At 59.7% G+C, this 24,467-nt stretch carries 21 protein-coding genes; 7 read left to right on the forward strand and 14 right to left on the reverse strand.

Features of this window, described 5'->3' with window-relative positions; translation table 11 throughout:
- Nucleotides 1–98 precede the first annotated feature (98 nt).
- Nucleotides 99–1,031 carry a 1-aminocyclopropane-1-carboxylate deaminase/D-cysteine desulfhydrase gene (locus tag AC1DHT_RS19760; RefSeq protein ID WP_427545310.1) on the forward strand — a complete coding sequence of 311 codons (933 nt, stop codon included), beginning with the start codon at nucleotides 99–101 and terminating at the stop codon, nucleotides 1,029–1,031.
- On the opposite strand, the gene AC1DHT_RS19765 is transcribed toward AC1DHT_RS19760, so the two are convergent.
- From AC1DHT_RS19765 to AC1DHT_RS19775, 3 genes are all read right to left on the reverse strand, one after another.
- Nucleotides 1,018–1,575 (reverse strand): cytochrome b, encoded by a 558-nt coding sequence (locus AC1DHT_RS19765; protein WP_427545312.1) that lies wholly within the window; start codon nucleotides 1,573–1,575, stop codon nucleotides 1,018–1,020. The genes AC1DHT_RS19760 and AC1DHT_RS19765 overlap by 14 nt on opposite strands.
- A 199-nt stretch (nucleotides 1,576–1,774) precedes the next feature.
- Nucleotides 1,775–2,602, reverse strand: coding sequence for a phosphonoacetaldehyde hydrolase (phnX, locus tag AC1DHT_RS19770; RefSeq protein WP_427545314.1), 828 nt, complete (start codon nucleotides 2,600–2,602; stop codon nucleotides 1,775–1,777).
- 210 nt (nucleotides 2,603–2,812) lie between these two features.
- Nucleotides 2,813–3,922, reverse strand: a complete 1,110-nt coding sequence (locus AC1DHT_RS19775) for a 2-aminoethylphosphonate--pyruvate transaminase (RefSeq protein WP_427545316.1) — start codon at nucleotides 3,920–3,922, stop codon at nucleotides 2,813–2,815.
- A 111-nt stretch (nucleotides 3,923–4,033) separates the two neighbouring features.
- Between AC1DHT_RS19775 and AC1DHT_RS19780 the strand changes: the two genes are divergently transcribed.
- Nucleotides 4,034–4,900, forward strand: a complete 867-nt coding sequence (locus tag AC1DHT_RS19780) for a LysR substrate-binding domain-containing protein (RefSeq protein ID WP_427545318.1) — start codon at nucleotides 4,034–4,036, stop codon at nucleotides 4,898–4,900.
- A gap of 168 nt (nucleotides 4,901–5,068) precedes the next feature.
- On the opposite strand, the gene AC1DHT_RS19785 is transcribed toward AC1DHT_RS19780, so the two are convergent.
- Nucleotides 5,069–6,910 (reverse strand): type VI secretion system Vgr family protein, encoded by a 1,842-nt coding sequence (locus tag AC1DHT_RS19785; RefSeq protein WP_427545320.1) that lies wholly within the window; start codon nucleotides 6,908–6,910, stop codon nucleotides 5,069–5,071.
- 171 nt (nucleotides 6,911–7,081) lie between these two features.
- Between AC1DHT_RS19785 and AC1DHT_RS19790 the strand changes: the two genes are divergently transcribed.
- Complete coding sequence (locus AC1DHT_RS19790) at nucleotides 7,082–7,786, forward strand: YebC/PmpR family DNA-binding transcriptional regulator (RefSeq protein ID WP_347927353.1); 705 nt, start codon at nucleotides 7,082–7,084, stop codon at nucleotides 7,784–7,786.
- Here AC1DHT_RS19790 and AC1DHT_RS19795 read toward each other — a convergent pair.
- The 4 genes from AC1DHT_RS19795 to AC1DHT_RS19810 all read right to left on the reverse strand — a co-directional run bounded on the left by AC1DHT_RS19795 (nucleotide 7,683) and on the right by AC1DHT_RS19810 (nucleotide 11,746).
- Nucleotides 7,683–9,083 carry a leucine-rich repeat-containing protein kinase family protein gene (locus AC1DHT_RS19795; RefSeq protein WP_477761436.1) on the reverse strand — a complete coding sequence of 467 codons (1,401 nt, stop codon included), beginning with the start codon at nucleotides 9,081–9,083 and terminating at the stop codon, nucleotides 7,683–7,685. The two genes, AC1DHT_RS19790 and AC1DHT_RS19795, sit on opposite strands and share 104 nt — an antisense overlap.
- A gap of 88 nt (nucleotides 9,084–9,171) precedes the next feature.
- Nucleotides 9,172–10,305 carry a cell division protein ZapE gene (gene zapE / locus AC1DHT_RS19800; RefSeq protein ID WP_427545322.1) on the reverse strand — a complete coding sequence of 378 codons (1,134 nt, stop codon included), beginning with the start codon at nucleotides 10,303–10,305 and terminating at the stop codon, nucleotides 9,172–9,174.
- 185 nt (nucleotides 10,306–10,490) lie between these two features.
- On the reverse strand, nucleotides 10,491–11,243 hold the full coding sequence (locus AC1DHT_RS19805) for an anti-sigma factor family protein (protein ID WP_427545323.1): 753 nt from the start codon (nucleotides 11,241–11,243) through the stop codon (nucleotides 10,491–10,493).
- On the reverse strand, nucleotides 11,240–11,746 hold the full coding sequence (locus AC1DHT_RS19810; protein WP_103316169.1) for an RNA polymerase sigma factor: 507 nt from the start codon (nucleotides 11,744–11,746) through the stop codon (nucleotides 11,240–11,242). Before AC1DHT_RS19810 ends, AC1DHT_RS19805 begins: the two co-directional genes overlap by 4 nt.
- Nucleotides 11,747–11,906: 160 nt before the next feature.
- Here AC1DHT_RS19810 and AC1DHT_RS19815 point away from each other — a divergent pair, with 160 nt between their 5' ends.
- Entirely contained in the window at nucleotides 11,907–12,998 is a 1,092-nt protein-coding gene (locus AC1DHT_RS19815; protein WP_427545325.1) for a catalase family peroxidase, read from the forward strand.
- Nucleotides 12,995–13,537, forward strand: coding sequence for a cytochrome b (locus AC1DHT_RS19820; RefSeq protein WP_427545327.1), 543 nt, complete (start codon nucleotides 12,995–12,997; stop codon nucleotides 13,535–13,537). The genes AC1DHT_RS19815 and AC1DHT_RS19820 overlap by 4 nt, the downstream gene beginning before the upstream one ends.
- A gap of 118 nt (nucleotides 13,538–13,655) precedes the next feature.
- Here the strand turns inward: AC1DHT_RS19820 and AC1DHT_RS19825 are convergent, their stop codons facing one another.
- Together AC1DHT_RS19825 and AC1DHT_RS19830 are read right to left on the reverse strand one after the other, a co-directional pair.
- Nucleotides 13,656–14,807: a M14 family metallopeptidase gene (locus tag AC1DHT_RS19825; protein WP_427545329.1), complete on the reverse strand. Its 1,152-nt coding sequence runs from the start codon at nucleotides 14,805–14,807 to the stop codon at nucleotides 13,656–13,658.
- Nucleotides 14,808–15,326: 519 nt separating this feature from the next.
- Entirely contained in the window at nucleotides 15,327–15,668 is a 342-nt protein-coding gene (locus AC1DHT_RS19830; RefSeq protein ID WP_427545331.1) for a DUF6124 family protein, read from the reverse strand.
- A gap of 129 nt (nucleotides 15,669–15,797) precedes the next feature.
- Between AC1DHT_RS19830 and AC1DHT_RS19835 the strand changes: the two genes are divergently transcribed.
- On the forward strand, nucleotides 15,798–16,463 hold the full coding sequence (locus AC1DHT_RS19835; protein ID WP_427545333.1) for a LexA family protein: 666 nt from the start codon (nucleotides 15,798–15,800) through the stop codon (nucleotides 16,461–16,463).
- Nucleotides 16,464–16,505: 42 nt separating this feature from the next.
- On the opposite strand, the gene AC1DHT_RS19840 is transcribed toward AC1DHT_RS19835, so the two are convergent.
- From AC1DHT_RS19840 to AC1DHT_RS19855, 4 genes are read right to left on the reverse strand one after another with little or no spacing between them, the layout of a single operon-like run.
- Nucleotides 16,506–18,455 carry an acetyl/propionyl/methylcrotonyl-CoA carboxylase subunit alpha gene (locus AC1DHT_RS19840; RefSeq protein ID WP_427545335.1) on the reverse strand — a complete coding sequence of 650 codons (1,950 nt, stop codon included), beginning with the start codon at nucleotides 18,453–18,455 and terminating at the stop codon, nucleotides 16,506–16,508.
- Nucleotides 18,455–19,270: a gamma-carboxygeranoyl-CoA hydratase gene (locus AC1DHT_RS19845; protein WP_427545337.1), complete on the reverse strand. Its 816-nt coding sequence runs from the start codon at nucleotides 19,268–19,270 to the stop codon at nucleotides 18,455–18,457. The genes AC1DHT_RS19840 and AC1DHT_RS19845 overlap by 1 nt, the downstream gene beginning before the upstream one ends.
- 13 nt (nucleotides 19,271–19,283) lie before the next feature.
- A complete protein-coding gene (locus AC1DHT_RS19850; RefSeq protein ID WP_427545339.1) occupies nucleotides 19,284–20,891 on the reverse strand; it encodes a carboxyl transferase domain-containing protein in 1,608 nt (535 codons plus the stop codon).
- A gap of 11 nt (nucleotides 20,892–20,902) precedes the next feature.
- On the reverse strand, nucleotides 20,903–22,066 hold the full coding sequence (locus tag AC1DHT_RS19855; protein ID WP_145015246.1) for an isovaleryl-CoA dehydrogenase: 1,164 nt from the start codon (nucleotides 22,064–22,066) through the stop codon (nucleotides 20,903–20,905).
- A gap of 251 nt (nucleotides 22,067–22,317) precedes the next feature.
- On the opposite strand from AC1DHT_RS19855, the gene AC1DHT_RS19860 reads away from it, so the two are divergent.
- Nucleotides 22,318–24,015 carry an AMP-binding protein gene (locus AC1DHT_RS19860; RefSeq protein WP_477761433.1) on the forward strand — a complete coding sequence of 566 codons (1,698 nt, stop codon included), beginning with the start codon at nucleotides 22,318–22,320 and terminating at the stop codon, nucleotides 24,013–24,015.
- Nucleotides 24,016–24,467: the final 452 nt, after the last annotated feature.

The following is a 24,467-nucleotide window of genomic DNA, read 5'->3' on the forward strand; positions in this document are numbered from 1 at the left end:
TGGTGGTTCAACTCTGAACCCTTGTGGGCGCTGGCTTGCCTGCGATGGCGTTCTGTCTGCTGCTAAGATGCCGGCTCTTTCCCAAAGAGCCGGCATCAATGCTTTCTCCTCCCAGCGACTGGCTCCCCCATGCCCCGCTTGAGCGTCTTCAACTCGACTGGCTCGCCACCGCTGGCATCGAGGTGGCAATCCTGCGTCTGGACCGGATCGACCCGCTGATTTCCGGCAACAAGTGGTTCAAGCTCATTGATCATCTAAGGGTGGCCCGCGAGGCTGGTGCCGAAGGTGTGATCAGCCTGGGCGGTGCCTGGTCCAATCATCTGCATGCGCTGGCGGCAGCCGGTAAACGTTTTGGTTTTCCTACCGTCGGCCTGCTGCGCGGGCATCCGCAAGACACCCCGACCGTGGTGGATTTACAGGCCTTTGGCATGCAACTGCACTGGTTGGGTTACGGTGGTTATCGCGCACGCCACGAACCGGGTTTCTGGCAGCCATGGCAAGCGCAATACCCACACCTGCATCCGGTCCCCGAAGGCGGTGGCGGTCTGCTCGGTGCGCGTGGTTGCGGGCAGTTACTGACTCAGGTCGGCGAACAGTTGAAGGCGTTAGGCTGGAATGACCATGACGGCTGGTGGCTGGCCTGCGGAACGGGCACCACGCTGGCCGGGCTGGTACTGGCCGAGGAGGGGAGGCATCCGGTGTATGGCGTGCTGGCGGTTCCCGATGATCATGGGGTAGCACAGCAGGTCGAGGCAATTCTCGGTGAATGCGGCTTGCCGGACGGGGGATATGAGCTGTTCGACGGCAGTCGCGGCGGTTTCGCCAAAGTCGACCCGCCGTTGCTGGAATTTATCGAACGCTGCGAGCAGGCCAGCGGTACCCCGCTGGAGCCGCTGTACACCGGTAAAGCGCTATGGGCACTCAAGCAACAGGTCGATGGCGGTTTTTTTACCTCTGGCACACGCTTGATTTTCGTGCACACCGGCGGCTTGCAGGGCCGCCGGGGTTTGACGTCTATCAGTCAGGGCTGACGCGCTTGGGCATCATTCGCAGCAGGGTGTTATCACGTACCACGTAATGGTGATACAGCCCAGCCACGGCATGCAGGCCGATCAGCCAATAGCCGAGGGTGCCGGCCAGCTCATGCCAGCCCTTGATCTGCTTGGCCAGTGCTTTGTCTTCCCCGATCAGCAACGGCAGGTCGATGCCGTAGAACATCACCTGATGACCGTTGGCGCTGGTGACCAGCCAACCGAGAATCGGCGTGGCAATCATGAACATATACAGCGCCCAGTGCATCAGCCGGGCAAGCACGGTTTGCCATGGGGGCGATGCCGGGAAGATTTGCGGAGCGCGTCCCAGGCTGCGGGCGAACAGCCGTAACCAGACCAGTGCGAACACGGTCAGACCGATCATGTAGTGCGTTTCCGTGATCAGGGCTCGGCCGCCACTGCCCCTGGGAAACATCCCTCGCAGTTCGATACTCGCGTAAACCAGCGCCAACAGTACCAGCATCAACCAGTGCAGCATGATTGATACGGTGCTGTAGCGTGATTCGGAATTCTTCCAGGGCATACGGTTTTTCCTCGTTTATCAGGTCTGAAGCCTCCGTTCTTGTGTGACGGAGTGGGTTAACTGTAATCCTGTTTGCGCGGATTTGCCTGAGTCAGATCAGGCTTCGTACCTTATCGAGCGCTCTGCGCCAGACAAATGGACAAAAAAAAGCCAGCCCCGGTTCAGGGACTGGCGCTTCTTTCTGCAATTGACGCGGTAATCAGCTGCTTTGCGGCATCTCACCGTTGGCCAGGCGCTTGTTGATGTCGGCGATCGCTTCCGGCAGGTCGGTGATGGTGTCGATCATGTAATGCGGGCGCGAACCTTCGAACAGGGCGTGAATACGCTTGCGTTCGCTGGCCAGTTCGTCGCTGCCCAGCGCGCGATAGCTGTCGTAGGTCAGGCCCAGAGCATTGCCCGAGCAGATCAGCGCGACAGTCCACATGCCGGCACGGCGACCTTCGAGAATACCCGGCACGGTATCGTCGATCTTGACGCAGGCGGCGACATCGTCAATGCCCAGCGCGATCACGTTGGCCAGGGCTTGAGCCGGCCATGGGCGGCCATTCGGCACTTCGTCGGTGGCGACTACATGGTCAGCCACATAGCCGTTGGTGGCGGCCAGTTCAACGACTTTGTCCATGACTTGCTTCGGGTAACCGGAGCACGAGCCGATTTTTATCCCTTGCTGGCGCAGGTTGGCGATGGTTTCCAGGGCACCCGGGATCAGTGCCGAGTGCTCGGCGACTTTTTCGATTTGCAGCGGCATGAAGCGCTTGTAGATGGCGGTCACGTCATCGTCGCTCGGTGTACGACCGAAAACCTGGCGATAGCGCTCGGCTACTTCCGGCTGATCGCAGAGGGCCCGAATGTGGTCCCACTTGCCCATGCCCATCGGTCCGCGGGCTTCTTTGATGGACACCTGGACATCGAATTCGGCAAAGGCTTCGACGAAGATCCGGGTCGGCGCAAAAGAGCCGAAGTCGACCACGGTGCCTGCCCAGTCGAGGATGGCGGCTTGCAGCTGAGTCGGGTTGTTGTAGTTCATGTCTCAAATCCTGTAATTGGGAGAATGATAAGCAAAGCCATGACTCGCCCCGTAGCAGCTGCCGAGCCTGCGAGGCTGCGTTCGGCTGCGAAGCAGTCGTAAAACCATCCACCTCGGTGTTTCAGATGAACCGAGTCGCAAGAGTTAACGACTGCTTCGCAGCCGAACGCAGCCTCGCAGGCTCGGCAGCTGCTACGGGAGGGGGGGAAGTCAGGTATCGAGTACTTCCATTTCGCGCAGCACCTCGCCGATCGTCGCCACTGCCGCACGCATCTCGGCCTGATTGACGTGGCCGATGCAGCCGACGCGGAAGGTTTCGACCTGGGTCAGCTTGCCCGGGTAGAGGATGAACCCCTTGGCCTTCACACGTTCGTAGAACGCTTTGAACTGGTAGCGCGGATCTTTCGGCGCATGGAAGGTGACGATGATCGGCGCCTGGACCGCGGCTGGCAGAAAGCTGCGCAAACCGAGTTTGGCCATTTCATCAAGCAGCACCCGGCAGTTGTTCGCATAACGCTGATGCCGCGCCGGTAGGCCGCCTTCTTCGTTGTATTGCAGCAACGCTTCGTGCAGCGCCGCGACCACGTGGGTCGGCGGGGTGAAGCGCCATTGGCCGGTCTTGGCCATGTAGGCGTGTTGGTCGAACAGGTCCATCGCCAGTGAGTGGGAATTGCCGGCGGCATTCTCCAGGGCGGACTTGTTGCCGAAGACGAAACCCATCCCCGGTACGCCTTCCAGGCATTTGCCCGAGGCGGCGATCAGTGCGTCGAACGGTACTTTTTGAGCGTCGATCGGCAGTGCACCGAAAGAACTCATGGCGTCGATGATCAGACGTTTGCCGTGTTGGGCGATGACATGGGCGATTTCCGGTAGCGGGTTAAGAATCCCGGTGCTGGTTTCGCAGTGGATCAGCGCCACGTGGGTAATACTGCTGTCGGCGTGTAGCAGGCGGTCGACGTCGGCGGCGGTGGTCGGTTGGTCTTCGGCGGTTTCGAACGTACTGAAGGAACGACCGAGCACTTCGCAGATTTGCGCCAGGCGTTTGCCGTAAGCGCCGTTGATCAACACCAGCACTTTGCCGTCGCGGGGCACCAGAGTGCCGATGGCCGCTTCGACGGCGAAGGTGCCGCTGCCCTGCAACGGCACGCAGTGGTGGTTGTCGGCACCGTTGATGATCGCCAGCAGTTGTTCGCAGAGGCTGGCGGTCAATTGGTTGAAGCGTTCATCCCAGGAACCCCGGTCCACCATCATCGCCTGACGGGTGCGCTGCGAGGTGGTCAATGGGCCGGGGGTGAGCAGGATGGGTTCGGCAGTACTCATTCGGGTGTTCTCGCAATCAGTGGGATCAAGCTGCGGGAGATAAATTGCAATTTGCCGTTACATCAATCAAATTGTTTGTTGTTATGCCAGTCATCAGTAAGGCCGATAGCTATGAACCTGTTCCAACTCCGTGCATTTGATGCAGTGGCCCGCGAAGGCAGCTTTACCCGGGCTGCTGCCCGTCTGTTCATCAGCCAACCGGCGGTCACCGGGCATATCAAGGCGCTGGAGGAGCACTATCAGATCACCTTGCTGCGGCGCACCGCGCGGCGGGTTGAGTTGACGGAGGAGGGCACCAAACTGGCGGCGATTACCCGGGCGATGTTCGGCCTGGCCGAAGAGGCGCAAGTGATGCTTGAGGCCAATCGGCAACTGTTGACCGGTCGTTTGGAAGTGGCGGCGGACGGTCCGCACCTGGTCATGCCGATGCTCGCCAGCCTGCGTGCGCGGTATCCGGGGATCACCGTGAATTTGCGGCTGGGTAATGCTCAGGAAACCCTCGCGGCGTTGTTGTCCGAGCACGCCGACGTGGCGGTGCTGACCGAGGTCGAGCCGCGCAAAGGTTTGTACTTGCAAGCCTTGAATGAGTCGCGGATCTGCGCGCTGGTGCCGGCGGCGCACCCGTGGTCGGCGCTGCACGAAGGTATCGCGCTCAAGCAACTGGACCAGGTGATCATGGTGTTGCGTGAGCCAAGTTCGATCACCCGTCGCACGTTCGATGAGGCTTGTGCTCAGGTCAGGGTCAATCCTCGGGTGCTGCTGGAGCTGGACAGCCGTGAAGCTGTCACCGAGGCGGTGGCGGCCGAGTTGGGGGTGGGCGTGGTGTCTTCGGTGGAAGTCAGCCCCGACCCGCGCGTACGGGCAGTGCCGATAATTGGCGAGGGACTGGTCAACCGGCACATGATCGGTTGCATGGAGCGGCGGCGGGACCTTCGGCTGATTCAGGCGTTTTTCGACCTCGCACCGGGTACCTCGTAGCAGCTGCCGAAGGCTGCGTTCGGCTGCGCAGCAGTCGTAAATCCTGTTATCGCGGTTGGTCTGAAGGACCGCACTGTCTGATTCTACGGCCGCTGCGCAGCCGAACGCAGGCTTCGCCAGCTGCTACATGGGGGGGACATCTCAGGGGCGGCGATCATGCACCCCACCCTAGGAAGTAGCGCCCGGGCCGTTCACCAGCCAGTCGAACAGCAGACGCGCTTCTCGCGGTTGGCGCTGGGCGCTGGCGGGGTTGGCGCTGTCGATGAAGCTCAGGCGTTGTTCGCTGTTCCAGTATTGCTGGAAATAATCGGCCAGCGCCACGCATTGCCCCGGATACAGCAGGCAGAGTTGTTCGGGAGTACGAGCGAACTCGCTGGCCAGGCGCTGCTTCTGTTCTATCGTCAGCGACAGGTTGCCCAGTGCCTGGCTTTTTCCGCTCATCAGCACATCGTCACGGTTGAGGCTCCCCAGATCCTTGAGCCCGGGACGCGGCATGCGCACGATGTACCACGTGGTGTCGGCCAGGCGTTCGGTGGTAGCGGGAGGCCGTTCGAACAAATAGATCTCGCCGCTCCAGCCTGTCGGCGACACCTTCTGTTCAGCCGCTACCACCGGCTGCGGTTCGCGCGCTTGTGCGTCAGCGAAACCCGTGCAAAGCACTGGTCGATCAGGATCACCGTCGAGGAAACTCACGAGCACCTCGCTGCCGGCCGGTGGCAAGGTTGGGCGTCCCGTCCCCGTATGGGCAATTGGCAACCAGATGCCTGAGGAGCCTTGCCTGTCGGATTGCGCATCAGGCCACAGGCAGATGTTGATTCGCCCGTGTTCGTCGAGGTGCGGCGGCATTCCTGCCGGGCCGAGGACCTTAGCCATCTGGTAACCGCTGATACGCGGTCTGGACTGTTTGAGGGCCGGGCGGAACGCGGTCGACCAGGGAATTGCCTTGAATTGATTGCGATAACCCGTTGCCTCGGACAACACCTTGTCCACGCCAGGCGTTTCGCCCTGGTGCAGTACTTCGCTTAATAACCATTGATCGTTGAACGCCGGGACCGGATGCCCGCTGACTTGCAGCAGCCGTCCGCTGAGCAGTTCGGGCAGTGTACTGTGGCCCTGAACCAGACGATGCAGGCTGCGCAGACGCTCGAGTTCGCGGCGGCCGAGCTGGTTGCGACGGGCTTGCACCGGGTCGATTCGACCTGTTGGGGGCAGGTTGGCGAGGTAGGTCTGGTTGGCGCAGGCGTCAGGTGCGGTGGATGCGGGGTCAGCGTTGGCGTGCTGTGCAAAGGTGGTTTGCGGCCCTGTGGTCGGCCGGCTATGGCATTGAAAGAGCCGGCTGATCCGCGGCTGTTCGGCCTCCCGTGCGGAGGGGTGAAAAACGCTTTCGACCGGTCGCTGCGCAAAGCTGTCGCTGTCATCGGCGAACACCAGCACGTGCCGGTCGTGTTGATGCTCGAAGTGATAGTGGATGCCTTCCTCTTCGCACAGCCGTTGCAGCAGGTTCAGGTCGGTTTCGTCGTACTGGAGGCAAAACGGGCGCGGCGGGTATTCACCGTTTGGCAGCTCGAAACGATAGCTGTCGGGCGGCAGTCGATGCTCGGCCAGCAACTGGCGCAAGATTTCCGGCACGCTCAGCTGTTGGAATACCCTTCGACGGTGCTGTTGCTCAAGTGTAAGCAGGCGGGGGGCGAGGTTCAGGCTGTAGCCGATCTGCTGCGCGCCGCAGAACTGCAAACCGGCGCTGTGGATGATGCCGTGGATGCCGGAGGCGGGGCTCAGGCTGAGGAATGCGGGTTGATGCAGCAGTAGGTCCAGATTCATTGCGGGCTGTGGGCTGCGCATTTCGATGTCGAATCGATAGACCTGGTTGAGGGCTTCGCGGCCGCTGAACTGTCGGACCTGAAAACTCAAGGCGAGCTCGGTGAGCGTCAGGATGAAGGGACTTTCCATGTCGATGTGCATCAAACTCTCTTCTGCCATGAAGTACGGGGCACAGAGGTTACGAAACACTGGCGCTCAATAGTCACCGTAAACCTGCTTTTCAGAAAAGCCCTACAACAGGTTGTGAAGATGTCGATCGCTCACAACACTTTTTGGTCGATTGCCAACTTTTTGCCGTATAAACTTGCACAAAGCGTCGGCCAATAGATGTCTCGGCGCCACAGATCAAGAGAGTGAGTAATGGGCGCACAGTGGAAGGTTAAACACAAAGAAGCGGCAGCCAACGCCAAGGGCAAGATCTTCGGCAAACTGGTGAAGGAAATCACCATTGCTGCACGTAACGGCGCTGATGTCAGCACCAACGCGCACCTGCGCCTGGTGGTCGAACAGGCGAAAAAAGCCTCGATGCCGCGTGAAACCCTGGAGCGTGCAATCAAGAAAGGCTCGGGCCAGCTCGGCGAAACCGTGCAGTATCACCGCGTGACCTACGAAGGCTTCGCCCCGCATCAGGTGCCGCTGATCGTTGAATGCGTGACTGACAACATCAACCGTACCGTGGCAGAAATCCGCGTAGCGTTCCGTAAAGGCCAGCTGGGGGCTTCCGGTTCCGTGGCCTGGGATTTCGACCACGTGGGTATGATCGAGGCGTCCCCGGACACCCCGGATGCCGATCCGGAAATGGCTGCTATTGAAGCCGGCGCACAGGATTTCGAGCCGGGCGAAGACGGCGCGACGCTGTTTATCACCGAAGCCACCGATCTGGACTCCGTTCAGAAAGCCTTGCCTGAGCAGGGTTTCACGGTATTGTCGGCGAAGCTCGGCTACAAACCGAAGAACCCGGTCAGCGGCCTGACCGATGCACAAATGGAAGAAGTCGAAGCTTTCCTCGAAGGCCTCGATAACCATGACGACGTGCAGGACATGTTTGTCGGGTTGGCGGGTTAAACCCACTGTCGATTTGTGACCTGACCTGTGGCGAGGGAGCTTGCTCCCGCTCGGCGGCGTAGAAATCCATCAAGCGCTCGCGGCGTTCAACGCTCAAGCCCGAGTCGATCCGCTCCAGCAACTCACCCAACAGAATCCCGAAGGCCCGCACTTCGATGCGTTGCAGCGCGCGCGTTTCAAGCGTGTCAGACGTGGCATGGAAGGACGCCGCGCCGAAGTCGCCCAATAGGCAATCGCCGTGCTCATTCCACAACGTGTTGTGGCCGTACAGGTCGCCGTGGGTGATGCCCTGTTGATGCAGATGCGCGGCCGCCGAGGCAATGCCGCTGGCGATCCGCAGCGCCACCGCTGCACTGAAGCGCGTGTCCTCTGCGTACACATCACGGCTGCAAGACGCCAGGCTCGGCAACGCCGCCAGATTGCGATAGCTCGGCTCGATCAGGTGCATGACCAGGCCGGCCTGCGCCTGCGGATGCCCGACAATCCGCCCCTCGACCTTGATCAGGTTGGGATGAATACCGGCGGTGATGCAGGCATTCATTTCATGCAGCGGTGAGCCGTCGCTGGTCATGTGCCCCTTGTAGAGTTTCACCGCAACCTTGCGCTCAGGCTGCGACGGTTGCTCCCACACGGCCTGATGAATCACCCCGGAAGCGCCTTCGCCCAGTTGCTGCTGCAGGTGCAATTGCGACCAGGGAATGTTCGCCGTGGCTTCGAGCGCGGCGGCATCGGCCTCGGTTTCCAGCGGGTTGCCGGCGTACGCCAGCCAGGCCAGCCCGGGCAATGTCAGCAGCCACTGCGGCAGTTCGGTCATGCGGTTGGCGGCGATGCGGATCAGTTCCAGCTGATGACACTGGCTCAAGCTTGCGGGCAGGCTTTGCAGGTGGTTGCCGGCCAGCATCAGCTTTTGCAGGTGTGGTCGATTGCCCAATTCACTCGGCAATTCGCTGATGCAGTTGTCGGTCAGGATCAGCCAGCGCAGCAGCGGCGGCAGCGCGGCGGCCGGGACTCGCTCAAGGCGATTGGCCTTGAAGCCGATCATCGTCAGTTGTGCGCATTGGCCGAGGCAGGTCGGCAGCTCGCGGAACTGATTGTCCGAGCAAAACAGTACGCGCAGATGTGTCAGGCGATGCAGGTCATCCGGCAAGCTGCTCAAGGCATTGCCACTGAGGTTGAGCACCTCCAGGGTGTCTGCCAGGTCGAAGATTTCCCGGGGAAACTCGGTCAGGCCGCACGACAGATCCAGACGTTTGAGCCCGGCAAGCGCGCCGGCCCGCAGTTGTGCAAGGGTATGCATGAACACATCCAACCAATGAGAAGAGAACGGCAAGTCGCCCACAAAAAACGCCGCCATGATAACGGCAAAATCCGCTGCACTGGACGCTTTATAGCGCTGGCCCGACGTCCACCAACTGCCCCAGGCGACTGCGGGTACGCGCCAGGTCGATGGCGTCACCGCCCAGGTGTTCACGCAGCGGCCGTTCGCCGAGCAGGATCAGGCGCTTGTCCTGGTCGTAGAGCACGTCGATCAGGTTGATGAAGCGCTGTTGGGTCGCAATCGAGCAGTCCGCCAGATCGGGCAGTGCCTCGATGATCCAGGTGTCGAAGCGTCGGCACAGTTCCAGGTAATCCATCACGGCCGTGGGTTGTTCGCACAGCTCGTTGAAGGTGAAGGCAATGGTCCGGTCCTCGCAATGCAGAGCCTGTAGCTGGCGCGTACCAACCGGCAGGACGATGGCCGAAGTGTCCGGTTGCGGCAGTTTCAAGGCCTGACGTTGCGAGGTCGTGGTTGGCCATCGGTATTCACCCTGGGTGAATACCTGCTGCGTATGGTTTTGCACCTGACTGCGATAATCATGAGGGCCGCCGACTTCCATGACCTGCATATGTGCATGGATCAAGTCGATGACCGGTTTGAAGCGTGCATGGTAGAGCGGATTCGGCAACAAGCCCTGAGGCGGGTAGTTGGACGTGACCAACAGCAGGATGCCGCGCTGGAATAGCGCTTTGAACAAGTGTGCGATGAGCATCGCGTCGCCGATGTCATGCACGTGAAACTCGTCGAAACACAGCACCCGACAGTCTTTGAGCAGTTCATCCAGGGTGCTTGCCAGCGCATCGGTGTGTGCTCGATGGCGAAACATGCCCTGATGCAGTTGCACAAAAAAATCATGGAAGTGCAGGCGGTGTTTTTCGGCCACCGGCAAGGCCCGGAAAAAACCATCGAGCAGCCAGCTCTTGCCACGGCCGACGGCACCGTGCAGGTAGAGGCTTTGAGGTGTCTGCGCAGGGGTGCGTCTGGCCAGCAGTGCGTTCGCCAACTGGGCCATGCACTCAATCACCCGTTGCTGGCCGTGGCTGAGGGTGTAGCCCTGAGCATGGGCCTTGTGGCGAAAGTAGTTGTGGATGATTTGAGCGCTTTCACCATTGTTTTCAGGAGCGACCAGGGACTTGCCAAGGAGCCTGCGCAGGGTTGGCCAACGTGGTTTGAGTCGTGAGCGGTTTGGCGGGATAGCCAAGTGTTGTCCCCCCGTGGTCGTTATGCCTGCTCCCCCTGAGCGATGGCGGTGCAAGTTTAACCAGCCGGTGAGTTTCCCTTCCAGCTGTGTCGATGAAAGTCAGAGTGGTTCGACCAAAACAGGCGGTTGGTACAGCTTTTTGCCTTTGGAAATCACCGTTCAGTCAGCCTGATTCGATGTGAGCATTAGAACCTTAGCTCTTGCTTGAGCATCTGCGTCGCCGGATCCCGGGCCTCGCTGACCATCGCATAGTTGTACCCGGGCCCCGACCAGTACTCGGCCTGCAACTCGCCGTCGCTGCGACTGCCGCGTGGCAGCAGGTAGTTTTTCGGGCCTGGCGGACGGACGTAGAAACTGATCTTGCGGCCGCTCTGGTCTTCGTACATCACCATCGCTGCGGGACCTTGCTCGGTGCTCAACAACCGCCCGCTGACCGGTTTGAACCCCGAGTTGGCGAGGTCCGGCAGGCGATTGGCCTGGGAGAAGTAATGGTCGAGCCAGCGCTGCATATCGCCGTCATCGGTGACGGTGTAATCGGCCGGCAGGATGCCTTGCTGGGCGAACATCCGGTACGCCTGCAGTGCGTCAGTCATCGGTAGGGTTGCACCCACCATGGTCATTTCCCGCGCTTGCCAGCCGCCCAGGCCACCGACGCTGACCGCGATCAGCAACACGGCGGCGCTGGCCAAGTGGCGGCGGGACTGTCGTTTCAGACGTTGGCGAATCACACTGGGGTCGAGGTTCGGGTTGGGCGGTTGCTGCAAGGCGCCGCTCAAGGCTGCACGCAGTTGCTGGGCGTCCTGTTGCCAGGCCTGAACCTGCTCGGCAACGTGCGGGTTGGCCGCCAGGTACGTTTCCACCCGTCGCCGGTCCGCGTCGTCGAGTTGATGGTCGACGTAGGCGTGCAGGTCACTGACGCTTGGGGGCATGCTGATCATTTGAGTATCCGCAAAGAAGGGCTGGTGATTTCGCCGTCGCTGAGCTGGCGCAAGGCCTGGCGAGCGCGGGACAGGCGAGACATCACGGTGCCGGTAGGAACGTCGAGAATCTCGGCGACCTCCTTGTAACTCAAGCCTTCCACCGAGACCCAGAGCAACAGCGCGCGTTGCTCGGTGGTCAGTTTGTCGAAGGCTTGCAGCGTCGATTGTGCCAACACCGTGCGCTCGACCGAGGGCTGGGCTTCGTCGCGACCGGTGAAGAACTCAAGCATTCGCGCGTAGCGCCTTGAGCGTCGATGGGCGTCGAGAAACTGTCGATACAGAATCGAAAACAGCCAGGCGCGCAAATCGCCGTCCGGGCGTTTGTCGCCCCATCCCGACAGCGCCCGCTCCAGGCACGACTGCACCAGATCGTCAGCGTTGCTGGGGTTGCGCGTCAGCGACACGGCAAAACGCCGCAGCCTGGGGATGAGTTCACGTAACGGTTCGTCGAGATCGTTCATGGAATGCTGGCTAGTCATTACGCTTCGGATCAGGAAGACGTCCGGCAGTGGAGGTTATTCCAGCAGTGGAAAAATAAATACCGGACCGTGGAATAAACCTCTGCGGGCTTCGTCTGATTGATCCTTTCCACCGGTGGCCCACGGCCCTGGAGATGTTCACATGGTTGATCGTTCACCGCCGCCACGGCCTGACAAAATTCCCTTGAGCCGCGTGAGCCTGGCTTTGCGCCTGGCCGGTATCGGCGCGGTAGTCGCCACACTGGCCGGGGCCTTTGCCTACGTCAATGGCACGTTTGACCCACAGCGTCTGACACCAAAAGCGCTGGTCGACGTGCTGGAGAAAAACAATGGCGTACACCCGGGCTTTCGGCGCAATCACGCCAAGGGCGTGTGCGTGGCCGGGTATTTTGAAAGCAGCAGCGAGGCGCGCCCGTATTCAACCGCCCAGGTCTTCAGCGCAGCGCGAACGCCGGTTGTCGGGCGTTTTGCGTTGCCCAGCGGCAATCCCTACGCACCGGACAGCAGCGTGCCGATCCGCAGCCTGGCGTTGCGCTTCAAGCAGGCCAACGGTCAGCAATGGCGCACGGGAATGAACAGCATGCCGGTGTTCCCGGTGGGCACGCCTGAAGCCTTTTATCAGCTACAACAGGCCCAGACACCCGATCCGGCCACCGGCAAACCCAATCCTGCGAGCGTCCCGGCGTTTTTTGCCACACACCCGGAAACCGTGCCGTTCCTGCAATGGATCAAGAGCGCCAAGCCATCGGCCAGTTACGTGACCGAGACCTACAATGGCATCAACGCTTTTTATCTGGTCAACGCCGCGGGTCAGCGTCAGGCCGTGCGCTGGAGCGTGGTCCCCGTGGCGCGAGATGCGGTCGGCGCCAGTGCCCCCGAAGGTGCGGACTTTCTTGAAAAGGATCTGCTCCAGCGCTTGAAGAGCGGGCCGTTGCGTTGGCAGCTGAATATCACGCTGGCAACGGCTGCCGACCCGATCAACGACGCCAGCAAGGCCTGGCTGGGTGAGCGCAAGGTCCTGAACGCCGGGACGCTGGTGCTGGAAAGTGCCCAGGCGCAAAACGATGGCGAATGCCGCGACATCAATTACGACCCGCTGGTCTTGCCGAGCGGTATCGAGGGTTCCGAGGACCCGTTGCTGGCCGCACGTTCGGCAGCTTATGCCCGTTCTTACCTGCGTCGAACCGCTCAAGTCGAGCAGTTACCCACCGCCAAACAGGAGTCGCCACAATGAGCGCGCACCCTCATCATTTCACTCCGCTGGCGCGGCTGCTGCATTGGCTGATGGCGGTGATGATCATCGCCATGCTGTTTATCGGTACCGGCATGGTCGCGTCAGTCTCCGAGCGCCATGAATGGCTGATCCACCTGCACAAACCGTTGGGCGTGGCGATTTTGCTGTTGGTGATTGTGCGTCTGTTTGTACGCTTTTCGACTCGCCAGCCGCCATTGCCGGCAGACTTGCCGGGCTGGCAGGCATTGGCGGCCAAGGTATCGCATGGGCTGCTTTACGCGTTGATGCTGATCCTGCCGTTGCTGGGCTGGGCGATGATTTCGGCAGCAGGGGATCCGGTGATGCTCGGCAGTTCGTGGCAGTTACCCTCGATTGTGCCGGCGAATGCGCTGCTGTTCGCCTTCCTGCGTACGGCCCACGGGTATCTGGCGTACGTGCTGTTTCTGACCGTTCTGTCGCACCTGGCAGCGGCGCTGTTCCATGGCTGGGTGCGTCGTGATGGGGTGTTGCAAAGCATGTTGCACGGCAAGGATCACTGATCGGCTGGCACGGCGTATCGCTCAGGTGCGCTGCTTTTTAGCGTCAGCAGCCAATAGACCAGCGCCGTCGAGTGAAAAATGGCTGCACGTCGTACCGGCATGCAGCCATTGAGAGGCATCAACGCAGGGTGCCAACCATCTCCGCAATCGTCGACAACACATCCTTGCCCAGATGCATCGAACGCTTGCCCGACCAGCCGGTGCGGGCATTCGGTGCGTCGTTGTTGTCCTTGAATGGCATCTCCAGCGTAAACGACAGGCAATCGAACTTCTCGCCGACGCTGTTGCAGGCCAGGGTCATGTTGGCCTGGCCCGGGAGGTCGCGGGCGTAGCCGTGGGTGGTCTGGAAGTCTCGGGTCAGGTGTTTCAGATGACTGCGAAAGTGCTCTTCGAGCTTGGCGATTCGCGGGGTATAGCCCGGGTTTCCTTCGCAGCCAGCAGTGAACACGTAGGGGATTTCTTCATCGCCGTGGATATCGAGGAACAGGTCGACACCGTACTTCTCCATTTGCTGTTGAACGAAGAGTACTTCCGGGCTGGTGTCCTGGCTCGCGCTCTGCCAGGCGCGGTTGAGATCCTTGCCCATGGCGTTGGTCCGCAAGTGACCATGGAAGGCGCCGTCCGGGTTCATGTTCGGCACCAGGTACAAATCGGCACTGGCCAGCAGTTTGTTCAACTCGGGATCATTGTGCTGTTGCAGACGTTCGATGACACCTTCCATGAACCACTCGGCCATGTGTTCGCCAGGATGCTGCTGGGCGATGATCCAGACCTTGCGCTGGCCCTCGGCGCCGCTGCCTTTGCGCAACAATTGAATATCCCGGCCTTCGACGCTTTTGCCGGTGGCCAGCAGTTCGGTGCCAGCCTTGCTCAACGCCTGGTCGATCAGCCAATCGTGGCGTCCGCGGCTGTAGGGTTCAAAGTAGGCAAACCAGGCGTGAGTCTCGGTGGCTTCGAGGCTGAAGCGCAGGCAGTCGCCTTCAAAGATCGTCGGCACACGGAACCAGTTGACATGGTCATACGAGGCTACCGCCTGGTAACCGTCCCATGCCTTGTTATAAGAGGATTTACTGGCGTTGTTCAGTCGAAACCAATGTTCCTGGCCGACGTGCAGACCACTGGCCTTGAAGTGAAACCACTGGAAATGCTGACTGCGGGTATCGGGTTTGATGGCCAGCAAGGCTTGTAACGGATTGCTGATATCCAGCACCTCGATGTTGCCGCTGTCGAAGTTGGCGGTGATCTCAAAGGAGCGGTGGGCCACGGTCATAATCTATTCCTGAGTATGATTTTTATGGCTGTTACTTTACACGCAAGGGTGGGAAAACCGAGGGCAATTTGCGCGGGGATAATATGGGGGGCGTCGTCCTTGACGCAGCCGCAGCTTAGTGTTTCTGCGATTGATTCTCAAGTGCTGTTTTGGGTGGACTAAAGCCCGTGCTTGAGCGGTCTGTTGCAAAAAGATGCTCTTTTGATATCATCCGCGCCATCGAATTCAGCAGCACCCGTCTTCATTAGCCTGAAGCCATAGCCAGAAAAACTGGCAAAAAAAAGACCCGGCAAAAAGCCGGGTCAAAAACCGTGATTAGCCTGATGAGGAGATATTCCAGGAGTCCGACCTAAGGTCTCTTGGTCTATCGACTGATCTCGCGATCAGCTGCATGCAATAATAATCATTATCATTTGCAAGTCAAATGTTTTCACCTGCCTTATAGGAAAATTTTCCTGTGGCTGCCCCAAACGTCTGCAGCTGAGTCAGATCGCAGCGTCTCTAATTGTGTTTTCCTGCTCATCCTTTCTGGTCACCGTCCAGGGACCTGTCCACCATGGCCTTGGCCATGTCGATCATGTGTACCACTGAAAATGCCAGGTCGCGGCTTGCACCATGCAGGTTGTCTGCCGACTCGTAAGCGGTCGCGGCGGCACAGCGCAGCAAGTCCGATGCATGGACCAGAGCTTCCTCACTGCTGACGTTACGGTTTACATCGAAAAATCGTTCTGCGACTTCGAATTCTGAAACAGTTGGTTTCAAGTAATAATCCAGGGCGCGTTGGGCTGCCGCACAGCCCTTGAGCGAGGTGAAGTTCGCGTCGATTTCTTGTTCGGCCGTGTCTTTGCGGGTGATATCCATGGTGGGTAATGCTCCGTGAGTGGGGCGATTGAGTAATTTGAATCCTAGTACAAATTGTATTTATGACGAGAAATTAAATACTACAATGTGTGTGTTGAGGGTCCGACTACGCGAAGTATTGTTCCGCCCATGGATAAATGGATTGAGTTGGTCAAGGCCAAGATGAGTGAACTCAAAATCACTCAGGAAAAGCTCGCAGAGCGTCTCGCAATGTCTCAGGGTGGCGTCGGCCATTGGCTGAACAAGCGTCGCCAGCCCAGCCTCGAGGATATGAACCGGGTGCTTCGGGAGCTGGGGCTGGGGTTTCTCGAAGTCGCCCTGGTGATCAGGGAACCCGAGCTTGCGAGTGACGAGGCACAAGAGGGCGATTACGAGGTGTCGCTGGCGCAAAAATACAACCCGTACTTCCGCTACCCGGTCAGTGACTGGCGTGGTATCAGTGAGGTGCGCGAGACTGCGCCGGCCGCTTATGCCAAGGGACGTCACGAGTTATCGGATTATCACGCCCAAGGCCCGGCGTTCTGGCTGGTCGTGGTCGGCGATGCGATGACCGCACCGAGCGGCATCAGTATTGCGCAAGACATGCTGATTCTGGTCGACCCGGCAGTTGAGGCCGTACCCGGCAAACTGGTGATCGCGCAGTGGCCAGACAGCGCCGAAGCGACGTTCCGCAAGTTGATCGAAGAGAGTGGCCAACGGTATCTCGTGCCGCTGAACCCGACCTACCCGAAAGTCCTGTTTACTGATGAGTGCCGAATTATCGGAGTAGTGGTGCAGGCAACTGCCAAGTTCTAGTCAGACAGGTCCTACGGCGTAGGACCTGTCATCAGACCGCGATTATTCCAGCTCCACCAACGCGCTGCCTTCGTTGACCATCTCGCCTTCCTGGCAATACAAGGCCTTCACCACACCTGCATGGGGCGCACGAATGCTGTGCTCCATCTTCATGGCTTCCAGTACCACCAGTTGCGCACCGGCTTCGACCGTTTGCCCTGGCGCTACCAATATACGGACGATGCTGCCATTCATTGGCGCGGTCAGACCGCCCTGATGACTATGGCTGGCTTCGACCGCGGCGATCGGGTCGTAAGGTTTGATGCAGCGCAGCTCACCTTCCCATTGCAGGTACAGGGTTTCACCCTGGCGGATGGCGCGATGCTGACGACGCAAGCCGTGATACTCGATCAGCAATTGCTCACCGTTGAGCTCGGCGTTGCGGGTGTCGGCGGGGGCCAGGGTGATTGCTCGGTCCTGGTCTTCGCAGCTTAAGTGCAGCGTGGTTTCTGCTGGCAAGCCGGCACGGAAACCGTTACCAACGGCCCATGGTGAACCCGGGTCATCGGCGCGTACATGGTGTGCCTGGCTTTGCGCAAAGGCTTGGGCAGCGGCTTGCCAGAACTCATTGCTGAGTTCGTTTGGCGCTGGCAGTAATTGTTCCTGATAGCGTGGGATGAATCCGGTATCCAGCTCAGATGCAGCGAAAGCCGGGTGACCGATGATTCGGCGCAGAAAGTTGATGTTGGTCTTCAGCCCGCCAATAGCGAACTCATCCAGCATGCTCAGCAGCCGCAAACGAGCCTGTTCGCGGTCCTCGCCCCAGGCGATCAGCTTGCCAAGCATCGGATCATAGAACGGCGAAATGCTGTCGCCTTCCTCGACACCGCTGTCGACGCGCCTGCCCGGGCCCGCAGCTGACTCGCGGTATAGCGCCAGGTGTCCGGTGGCCGGCAAGAAGTCATTACTTGGGTCTTCAGCATACAAACGCACTTCAATCGCATGGCCGAGCAATGGCACCTGCGCCTGAGTCATGGGCAGCGGCTCGCCTTGGGCGACGCGAATCTGCCACGCCACCAGATCGAGGCCGGTAATGGCTTCTGTAACCGGGTGCTCGACCTGCAGGCGCGTGTTCATCTCCATGAAGAAGAACTCACCGCGCGAATCCAGCAGAAACTCCACGGTACCTGCGCCGACATAACCGATCGCTTGCGCCGCACGGACGGCCGCTTCTCCCATGGCTTTGCGTAGTTCCGCGCTCAGGCCGGGGGCGGGCGCCTCTTCGACGACTTTCTGGTGACGACGTTGAATCGAGCAATCACGTTCGTTGAGGTACAGGCAGTTACCGTGCTGATCAGCGAAGACCTGGATTTCCACATGCCGTGGTTTGAGCAGGTACTTTTCCACCAGCATCCGCGAATCGCCAAACGAAGATTGCGCTTCACGCTGTGCCGAGGCCAGGGCTTCGGCCAACTGGCTGACGTCCTCGACCACTTTCATGCCTTTACCACCGCCACCGGCAGTCGCCTTGAGCAGCACCGGATAGCCGATGCGCTCGGCGGCATCGCGGAAGGTTTCCAGGTCCTGAGCTTCGCCGTGATAACCCGGTACCAGCGGTACGCCAGCGGTTTCCATCAAGGCTTTGGCGGCGGATTTGCTGCCCATGGCGTCAATGGCCGAAGCGGGTGGGCCGAGGAAAATCAAACCGGCGGCTTCAATGGCGCGCGCGAATCCGGCGTTCTCCGAGAGAAAGCCATAACCCGGGTGAATCGCCTGAGCGCCGCTGGCCTTGGCGGCAGCGAGCAGTTTGTCGATTTGCAGGTAGCTGTCAGCCGCTTTGCTGCCACCCAGGTCGACGCGGATGTCTGCCTCGCGGCTGTGCCGCGCATCGCGATCGGTGGCGCTGTGCACGGCCACGGTGGTCAGGCCCAGCGCCTTGGCGGTACGCATCACTCGGCAGGCAATTTCGCCACGGTTTGCCACCAGCAAGGTGGTGAGAACAGGGGCGCTCATCAACGCAGCTCCTTGGTGGTGGATTCAGGCTGCCAACTTGGCGGACGCTTCTGCAGGAACGCCCGCAAGCCTTCCTGACCTTCAGGACTGACGCGAATTCGGGCGATCGCGTTTTCACAATAGCGGCGCAACGCCGGGTTCAGGGCTCCGTTGCCGACTTCACGCAGCAGCTCCTTGCTTGAGCGCATGGCGTGCGGGCTGTTGAGCAACAGATTGTTGATCCATTGTTCGACCTGAGACTCCAGTTCGCTGGCCGGATAGCTTTCGCTGAGCAGGCCGATTTCCTGAGCACGTTGGCCAGTGAAACGTTCAGCGGTCAGCGCATAACGGCGTGCGGCCCGTTCGCCGATGGCTTGCACAACGAAAGGGCTGATCACCGCCGGTGCCAGGCCGATGCGCACTTCCGACAGGCAGAATTGCGCGTCATCGGCACCAATCGCCATGTCGCAGCAACTGATCAAGCCCAATGCGCCGCCATAGGCCGCACCCTGGACTACCGCCAGCGTCGGGATTTTCAGCTTGGCGAGGTTGTACATCAACTCGGCCAGCTCGCGAGCGTCGTCAAGGTTGGTGTGATAATCGAGTTCGGCCGATTGCTGCATCCAGGCCAGGTCAGCGCCAGCGCTGAAATGCTTGCCCCGCCCACGCACCAGCAGAAAACGCAGGCTCGGGTTGCTCTGGACCTTGTCCAGCGCGAGGATCAGTTCGCGGATCATTTCGGCGTTGAAGGCGTTGTTTTTCGCCTCGCGACTCAACCACAGCGTGGCGAAACCACGCGGGTCGGTCAGCAGTTCGAGGGTATTGAAGTCGCTCATGGTTTTCTCCAGATCACATCCGGAACACGCCGAAGCGGCTCGGTTCGATAGGTGCATTCAGCGATGCAGACAAGGCCAGGGCCAGCACGTCGCGGGTTTGCGCCGGGTCAATGACGCCGTCGTCCCACAACCGGGCGCTGGAATAGTAGGGGTGGCCCTGTTCTTCGTACTGATCGAGGATCGGTTGCTTGATCTCGGCTTCCTGGGCGTCGGAGAACGGATGACCGCTGCGTTCCGCCTGTTCGCGCTTGACCTGTACCAGCACGCCCGCGGCTTGCTCGGCGCCCATCACGCCGATTCGCGCGTTCGGCCACATCCACAGGAACCGCGGATCGTAGGCCCGTCCGCACATGCCGTAGTTACCGGCGCCGAAGCTGCCGCCGATGATCACGGTGAATTTCGGCACCTTGGCGCAGGCCACGGCGGTGACCAGTTTTGCGCCGTGCTTGGCAATGCCGCCGGCTTCATACTTCTGGCCGACCATGAAGCCGGTAATGTTTTGCAAGAACAGCAAGGGAATCCCGCGCTGGCAGGCCAGTTCGATGAAGTGCGCACCTTTCTGCGCAGCTTCGGCGAAGAGGATGCCGTTGTTCGCAAGAATCGCGATCGGGTAGCCGTGCAGGTGTGCAAAACCACAGACCAGTGTCGTACCGAACAGCGCCTTGAACTCGTCGAACACTGAGCCGTCCACGAGTCGCGCAATCACTTCACGCACATCGAACGGTTGCTTGGCATCGGCCGACACCACGCCGTACAACTCGTCGCTGCTGTAGAGCGGTGCGATTGGCGTAAGTTGTTGCAGTTCACCCAGTTTGCGCCAGTTGAGGTTGGCAACGCTGCGTCGGGCCAGGGCCAGTGCGTGTTCGTCGCTGTCGGCATAGTGGTCGGCCACACCGGAAATCTTGCAGTGCACATCGGCACCGCCCAGGTCTTCGGCGCTGACCACTTCACCGGTCGCGGCTTTCACCAGCGGCGGGCCGGCAAGGAAAATCGTCGCCTGCTGACGGACCATGATCGCTTCATCGGCCATGGCCGGCACATAGGCGCCGCCGGCGGTGCAGGAGCCCATGACCACAGCGATCTGCGGGATGCCCATGGCGCTCATGTTGGCCTGGTTGAAGAAGATCCGCCCGAAGTGCTCGCGGTCCGGGAACACTTCATCCTGACGCGGCAGGTTGGCGCCGCCGGAGTCGACCAGGTAGATGCACGGCAGGCGATTCTGTTGGGCGATGGTCTGGGCGCGCAGGTGCTTTTTCACCGTCAGCGGGTAGTACGAACCGCCTTTCACGGTCGCGTCGTTGGCGACGATCATGCATTCGACGCCTTCGACCCGGCCAATGCCGGCGATCACTCCAGCGGCGGGAACCTCTTCACCATAGACTTCGTAAGCGGCCAGTTGGCTGATTTCCAGAAAGGGCGAACCAGGGTCGAGCAGGCGATTGATCCGCTCACGGGGCAGCAGTTTGCCGCGTGAGGTATGCCGTTCCTGGGCCTTGGCGCCGCCGCCTTGCTGGACCTGGGCGAGTAGGGTGTGCAGCGCGTCGACCTGGGCAAGCATCGCCGCGCTGTTGGCCGCGAACTCCGCCGAACGAGGGTTGAGCTGGGTGTGCAGGATTGCCATGGACAGCTCCGTTAGCGGGTTTCGTTGAAGAGTTCGCGACCGATCAGCATGCGACGGATCTCACTGGTTCCCGCACCAATTTCATACAGCTTGGCGTCACGCAGCAGACGGCCTGCCGGGAATTCGTTGATGTAGCCGTTACCGCCCAGAATCTGGATCGCATCGAGGGCCATTTGCGTGGCGCGTTCAGCGCTGTAAAGGATTACGCCGGCAGCGTCCTTGCGGGTGGTTTCGCCACGCTCGCAGGCTTGAGCCACTGCGTACAGGTAGGCGCGGCTGGCATTGAGCTGGGTGTACATGTCGGCGACCTTGCCCTGGATCAGCTGGAATTCGCCGATGCTTTGGCCGAACTGTTTGCGGTCGTGGATGTACGGAACGATGAGGTCCATGCAGGCCTGCATGATCCCGGTTGGCCCGCCGGAGAGCACCACGCGCTCATAGTCGAGGCCGCTCATCAGCACTTTCACGCCACCGTTGAGCACGCCCAGGATGTTTTCTTCCGGGACTTCAACGTCATCGAAGAACAGCTCGCAGGTGTTCGAACCGCGCATGCCGAGCTTGTCGAATTTGTTGCTGCGGCTGAAACCTTTCCAGTCGCGTTCGACGATAAATGCGGTGATCCCGTGCGGACCCTTTTCCAGATCGGTCTTGGCGTAGATCACGTAAGTGTTGGCGTCCGGGCCGTTGGTGATCCAGGTCTTGCTGCCATTGAGCACATAGTGGTCGCCACGTTTGTCGGCGCGCAGTTTCATCGAAACCACGTCGGAGCCGGCGTTCGGCTCGCTCATGGCGAGGGCGCCGATGTGCTCGCCACTGATCAGCTTCGGCAGGTAGTTGGCTTTCTGTTCGTGGGTGCCGTTGCGGTTGATCTGGTTGACGCAGAGGTTGGAATGCGCGCCGTAGGACAGGGCGACCGAGGCCGAGCCTCGGCTGATTTCTTCCATGGCCACCACGTGCGCCAGATAGCCCAGGCCGGCACCGCCGTATTCTTCTGGAACGGTAATCCCCAGCAACCCCATGTCGCCGAATTTACGCCACAAGTCAGCCGGGAACAGGTTATCGATATCGATCTGTGCTGCGCGCGGGGCGATCTCTTTACTGACGAAGGCGCGGACCTGGTCACGCAGCATGTCGATGGTTTCGCCGAGGGCAAAGTTCAGGGTCGGATAGCTCATGGGGGCACCTTCAAACTTGTTTTTATAAATGGAGAATCGGCCTGCACAGCGCGCCGAATCGACTGTCACCTTTACGTTAACGTAAGCCTGTGACGAATGGCTGTCAATCATCCTTTACGTTAACGTCAACTTGAGCGAGAGTAGAGGCAGTTTCGAGGTTGAAAAACGAACCGTTTGCGTAGGAACAGCCAAGTCTGTCGCCGGCAAAGGTTCAACCGTCTCACCCACTAAAAAAGACAATAGGGGTCGTCATGGATCAACACAGTGCTCCCCCACAGCACAGCTACAGCCGTGGTTCACAGGACAAAGCCTTGCTGGCGATGACCATTGGTCAGGCGTTCGATAACACAGTCGCAAAGTGCCCTCAGGGCGAAGCATTGGTGGTGCGTCATCAGCAACTTCGCTACAGCTGGGCGCAATTGGCCGAAGCGGTCGATTTGCACGCCAGAGCGTTATTGGCGCTGGGTTTACAAACGGGGGACCGTCTCGGCATCTGGGCGCCAAACTGCGCGCAGTGGTGCATCAGCCAGTTTGCCAGCGCGAAGATTGGCGTGATTCTGGTCAACATCAATCCGGCCTATCGCAGTTCCGAACTCGAGTACGTGTTGAAGCAGTCCGGCTGCCAATGGCTGGTGTGTGCCGGTTCATTCAAGACATCCGATTACCACGCCATGCTTCAAGGCCTGGCACCAGAACTGGCCGAGCAATCCATTGGCCGTCTGCACTCTGAGCGCTTGCCGGATTTACGCGGCGTGATCAGTCTCGACGCGCAGCCGCCATCAGGCTTTTTGCCGTGGTCGCAACTGGCGGATCTTGGCGCAGGGGTGCCAGTTGAACAGCTCAAGGCACGGCAAAACAGCCTGCATTTCGACCAGGCGGTGAACATTCAATACACCTCTGGCACCACCGGTTTCCCCAAGGGCGCGACCCTCAGTCACTACAATATCCTCAACAACGGCTACATGGTTGGCGAAAGCCTTGGTCTGACGGCCAATGATCGCCTGGTGATCCCGGTGCCGCTGTATCACTGCTTCGGCATGGTCATGGGTAACTTGGGTTGCATCACCCATGGCAGCACCATGATTTACCCCAACGACGCCTTCGACCCATTGTTGACGTTGACCACTGTTGCGCAAGAGAAAGCCACCGCGTTGTACGGTGTGCCGACCATGTTCATCGCCATGCTCGATCAACCGCGCCGTGCAGAGTTCGACCTGTCGACGTTGCGTACCGGGATCATGGCCGGGGCAACGTGCCCGATTGAAGTCATGCGTCGGGTCATCAGCGAAATGCATATGAGCGAAGTGCAGATTGCCTATGGCATGACGGAAACCAGTCCGGTGTCGTTACAGACCGGTCCGTCAGACGATTTGGAGTTGCGCGTCACCACGGTTGGCCGCACCCAGCCGCAGCTGGAAAGCAAAATCATTGATGAGGCGGGCAATCTGGTGCCCCGTGGGACCATCGGTGAACTGTGCACTCGCGGTTATAGTGTGATGCTCGGTTACTGGAACAACCCGCAAGGCACGGCCGAGGCGATCGATCAGGCTGGCTGGATGCACACCGGAGATCTGGCGACTATGAACGAAGAGGGTTACGTCTGCATCGCCGGACGTAACAAGGACATGATCATTCGTGGTGGCGAGAACATTTACCCACGAGAGCTGGAAGAGTTTTTCTTCACCCATCCTGCGGTAGCGGATGTGCAGATCGTCGKCATTCCATGCGAGAAGTACGGTGAGGAGATCGTTGCCTGGATCAAGTTCCACCCCGGCCACAGCGTGAGCGAGCAAGAGCTGCAAGCCTGGTGCAAAGAACGCATCGCGCACTTCAAGACGCCACGCTACTTCAAGTTCGTCGAGGAGTTTCCGATGACTGTGACCGGCAAGATCCAGAAGTTCCGGATGCGCGAGATCAGTATCGAAGAGCTGAAAGCCAATAAAGGCTAACGACAGTCCTGTGGGAGCAAGCCCGCTCCCACAGGATGCGCGGCCAAAACTCAAATGCCAGACAGCACAAAGGGGAGCCGAAGCTCCCCTTTAATTTGTCGTTGCCTGCTCTTTTTTTATTATTAAGGGGCGGTCTGTTGTTGTTTTTGGCAACCGTGACCCTTTACCGCTGTTTCGGGCGACCCCCATCCGGGGTCAAGAGCAAACGTATTTTTTTGAGCGCTGATCTGCTTTTTCGCCAAGCGATCCAACCAGTTCGGGAGCTACCTGAAGGTAGTTTTATTGTTCTCTGCCCGGTTGCGGGTTACTGCAAGCAGCACCCTGAAAAGCACACCTTCTCCAAAAAAATCTGTTAGCTGCGTCTCTGCCGTGTTGTTTTTGTTATGTCAGAGTCGTTACGTCWTATTTTTATTAGGTTTGCTGCTTTTTATTCTTGTTATGCCATAGAGATA

The sequence above is a fragment of the Pseudomonas sp. 05N432 genome (assembly GCF_056396945.1).

Coding starts and splice junctions, on each gene's coding strand:
- AC1DHT_RS19840 (WP_427545335.1), bottom strand. CDS start 18,455: ATGAGCGCCCCTGTTCTCACCACCTTGCTGGTGGCAAACCGTGGCGAA.
- AC1DHT_RS19850 (WP_427545339.1), bottom strand. CDS start 20,891: ATGGCAATCCTGCACACCCAGCTCAACCCTCGTTCGGCGGAGTTCGCG.
- AC1DHT_RS19855 (WP_145015246.1), bottom strand. CDS start 22,066: ATGAGCTATCCGACCCTGAACTTTGCCCTCGGCGAAACCATCGACATG.
- AC1DHT_RS19760 (WP_427545310.1), top strand. CDS start 99: ATGCTTTCTCCTCCCAGCGACTGGCTCCCCCATGCCCCGCTTGAGCGT.
- AC1DHT_RS19795 (WP_477761436.1), bottom strand. CDS start 9,083: ATGCATACCCTTGCACAACTGCGGGCCGGCGCGCTTGCCGGGCTCAAA.
- AC1DHT_RS19805 (WP_427545323.1), bottom strand. CDS start 11,243: ATGATCAGCATGCCCCCAAGCGTCAGTGACCTGCACGCCTACGTCGAC.
- AC1DHT_RS19815 (WP_427545325.1), top strand. CDS start 11,907: ATGGTTGATCGTTCACCGCCGCCACGGCCTGACAAAATTCCCTTGAGC.
- AC1DHT_RS19830 (WP_427545331.1), bottom strand. CDS start 15,668: ATGGATATCACCCGCAAAGACACGGCCGAACAAGAAATCGACGCGAAC.
- AC1DHT_RS19810 (WP_103316169.1), bottom strand. CDS start 11,746: ATGAACGATCTCGACGAACCGTTACGTGAACTCATCCCCAGGCTGCGG.
- AC1DHT_RS19780 (WP_427545318.1), top strand. CDS start 4,034: ATGAACCTGTTCCAACTCCGTGCATTTGATGCAGTGGCCCGCGAAGGC.
- phnX (WP_427545314.1), bottom strand. CDS start 2,602: ATGAACTACAACAACCCGACTCAGCTGCAAGCCGCCATCCTCGACTGG.
- AC1DHT_RS19775 (WP_427545316.1), bottom strand. CDS start 3,922: ATGAGTACTGCCGAACCCATCCTGCTCACCCCCGGCCCATTGACCACC.
- AC1DHT_RS19820 (WP_427545327.1), top strand. CDS start 12,995: ATGAGCGCGCACCCTCATCATTTCACTCCGCTGGCGCGGCTGCTGCAT.
- AC1DHT_RS19825 (WP_427545329.1), bottom strand. CDS start 14,807: ATGACCGTGGCCCACCGCTCCTTTGAGATCACCGCCAACTTCGACAGC.
- AC1DHT_RS19765 (WP_427545312.1), bottom strand. CDS start 1,575: ATGCCCTGGAAGAATTCCGAATCACGCTACAGCACCGTATCAATCATG.
- AC1DHT_RS19835 (WP_427545333.1), top strand. CDS start 15,798: ATGGATAAATGGATTGAGTTGGTCAAGGCCAAGATGAGTGAACTCAAA.
- AC1DHT_RS19845 (WP_427545337.1), bottom strand. CDS start 19,270: ATGAGCGACTTCAATACCCTCGAACTGCTGACCGACCCGCGTGGTTTC.
- AC1DHT_RS19790 (WP_347927353.1), top strand. CDS start 7,082: ATGGGCGCACAGTGGAAGGTTAAACACAAAGAAGCGGCAGCCAACGCC.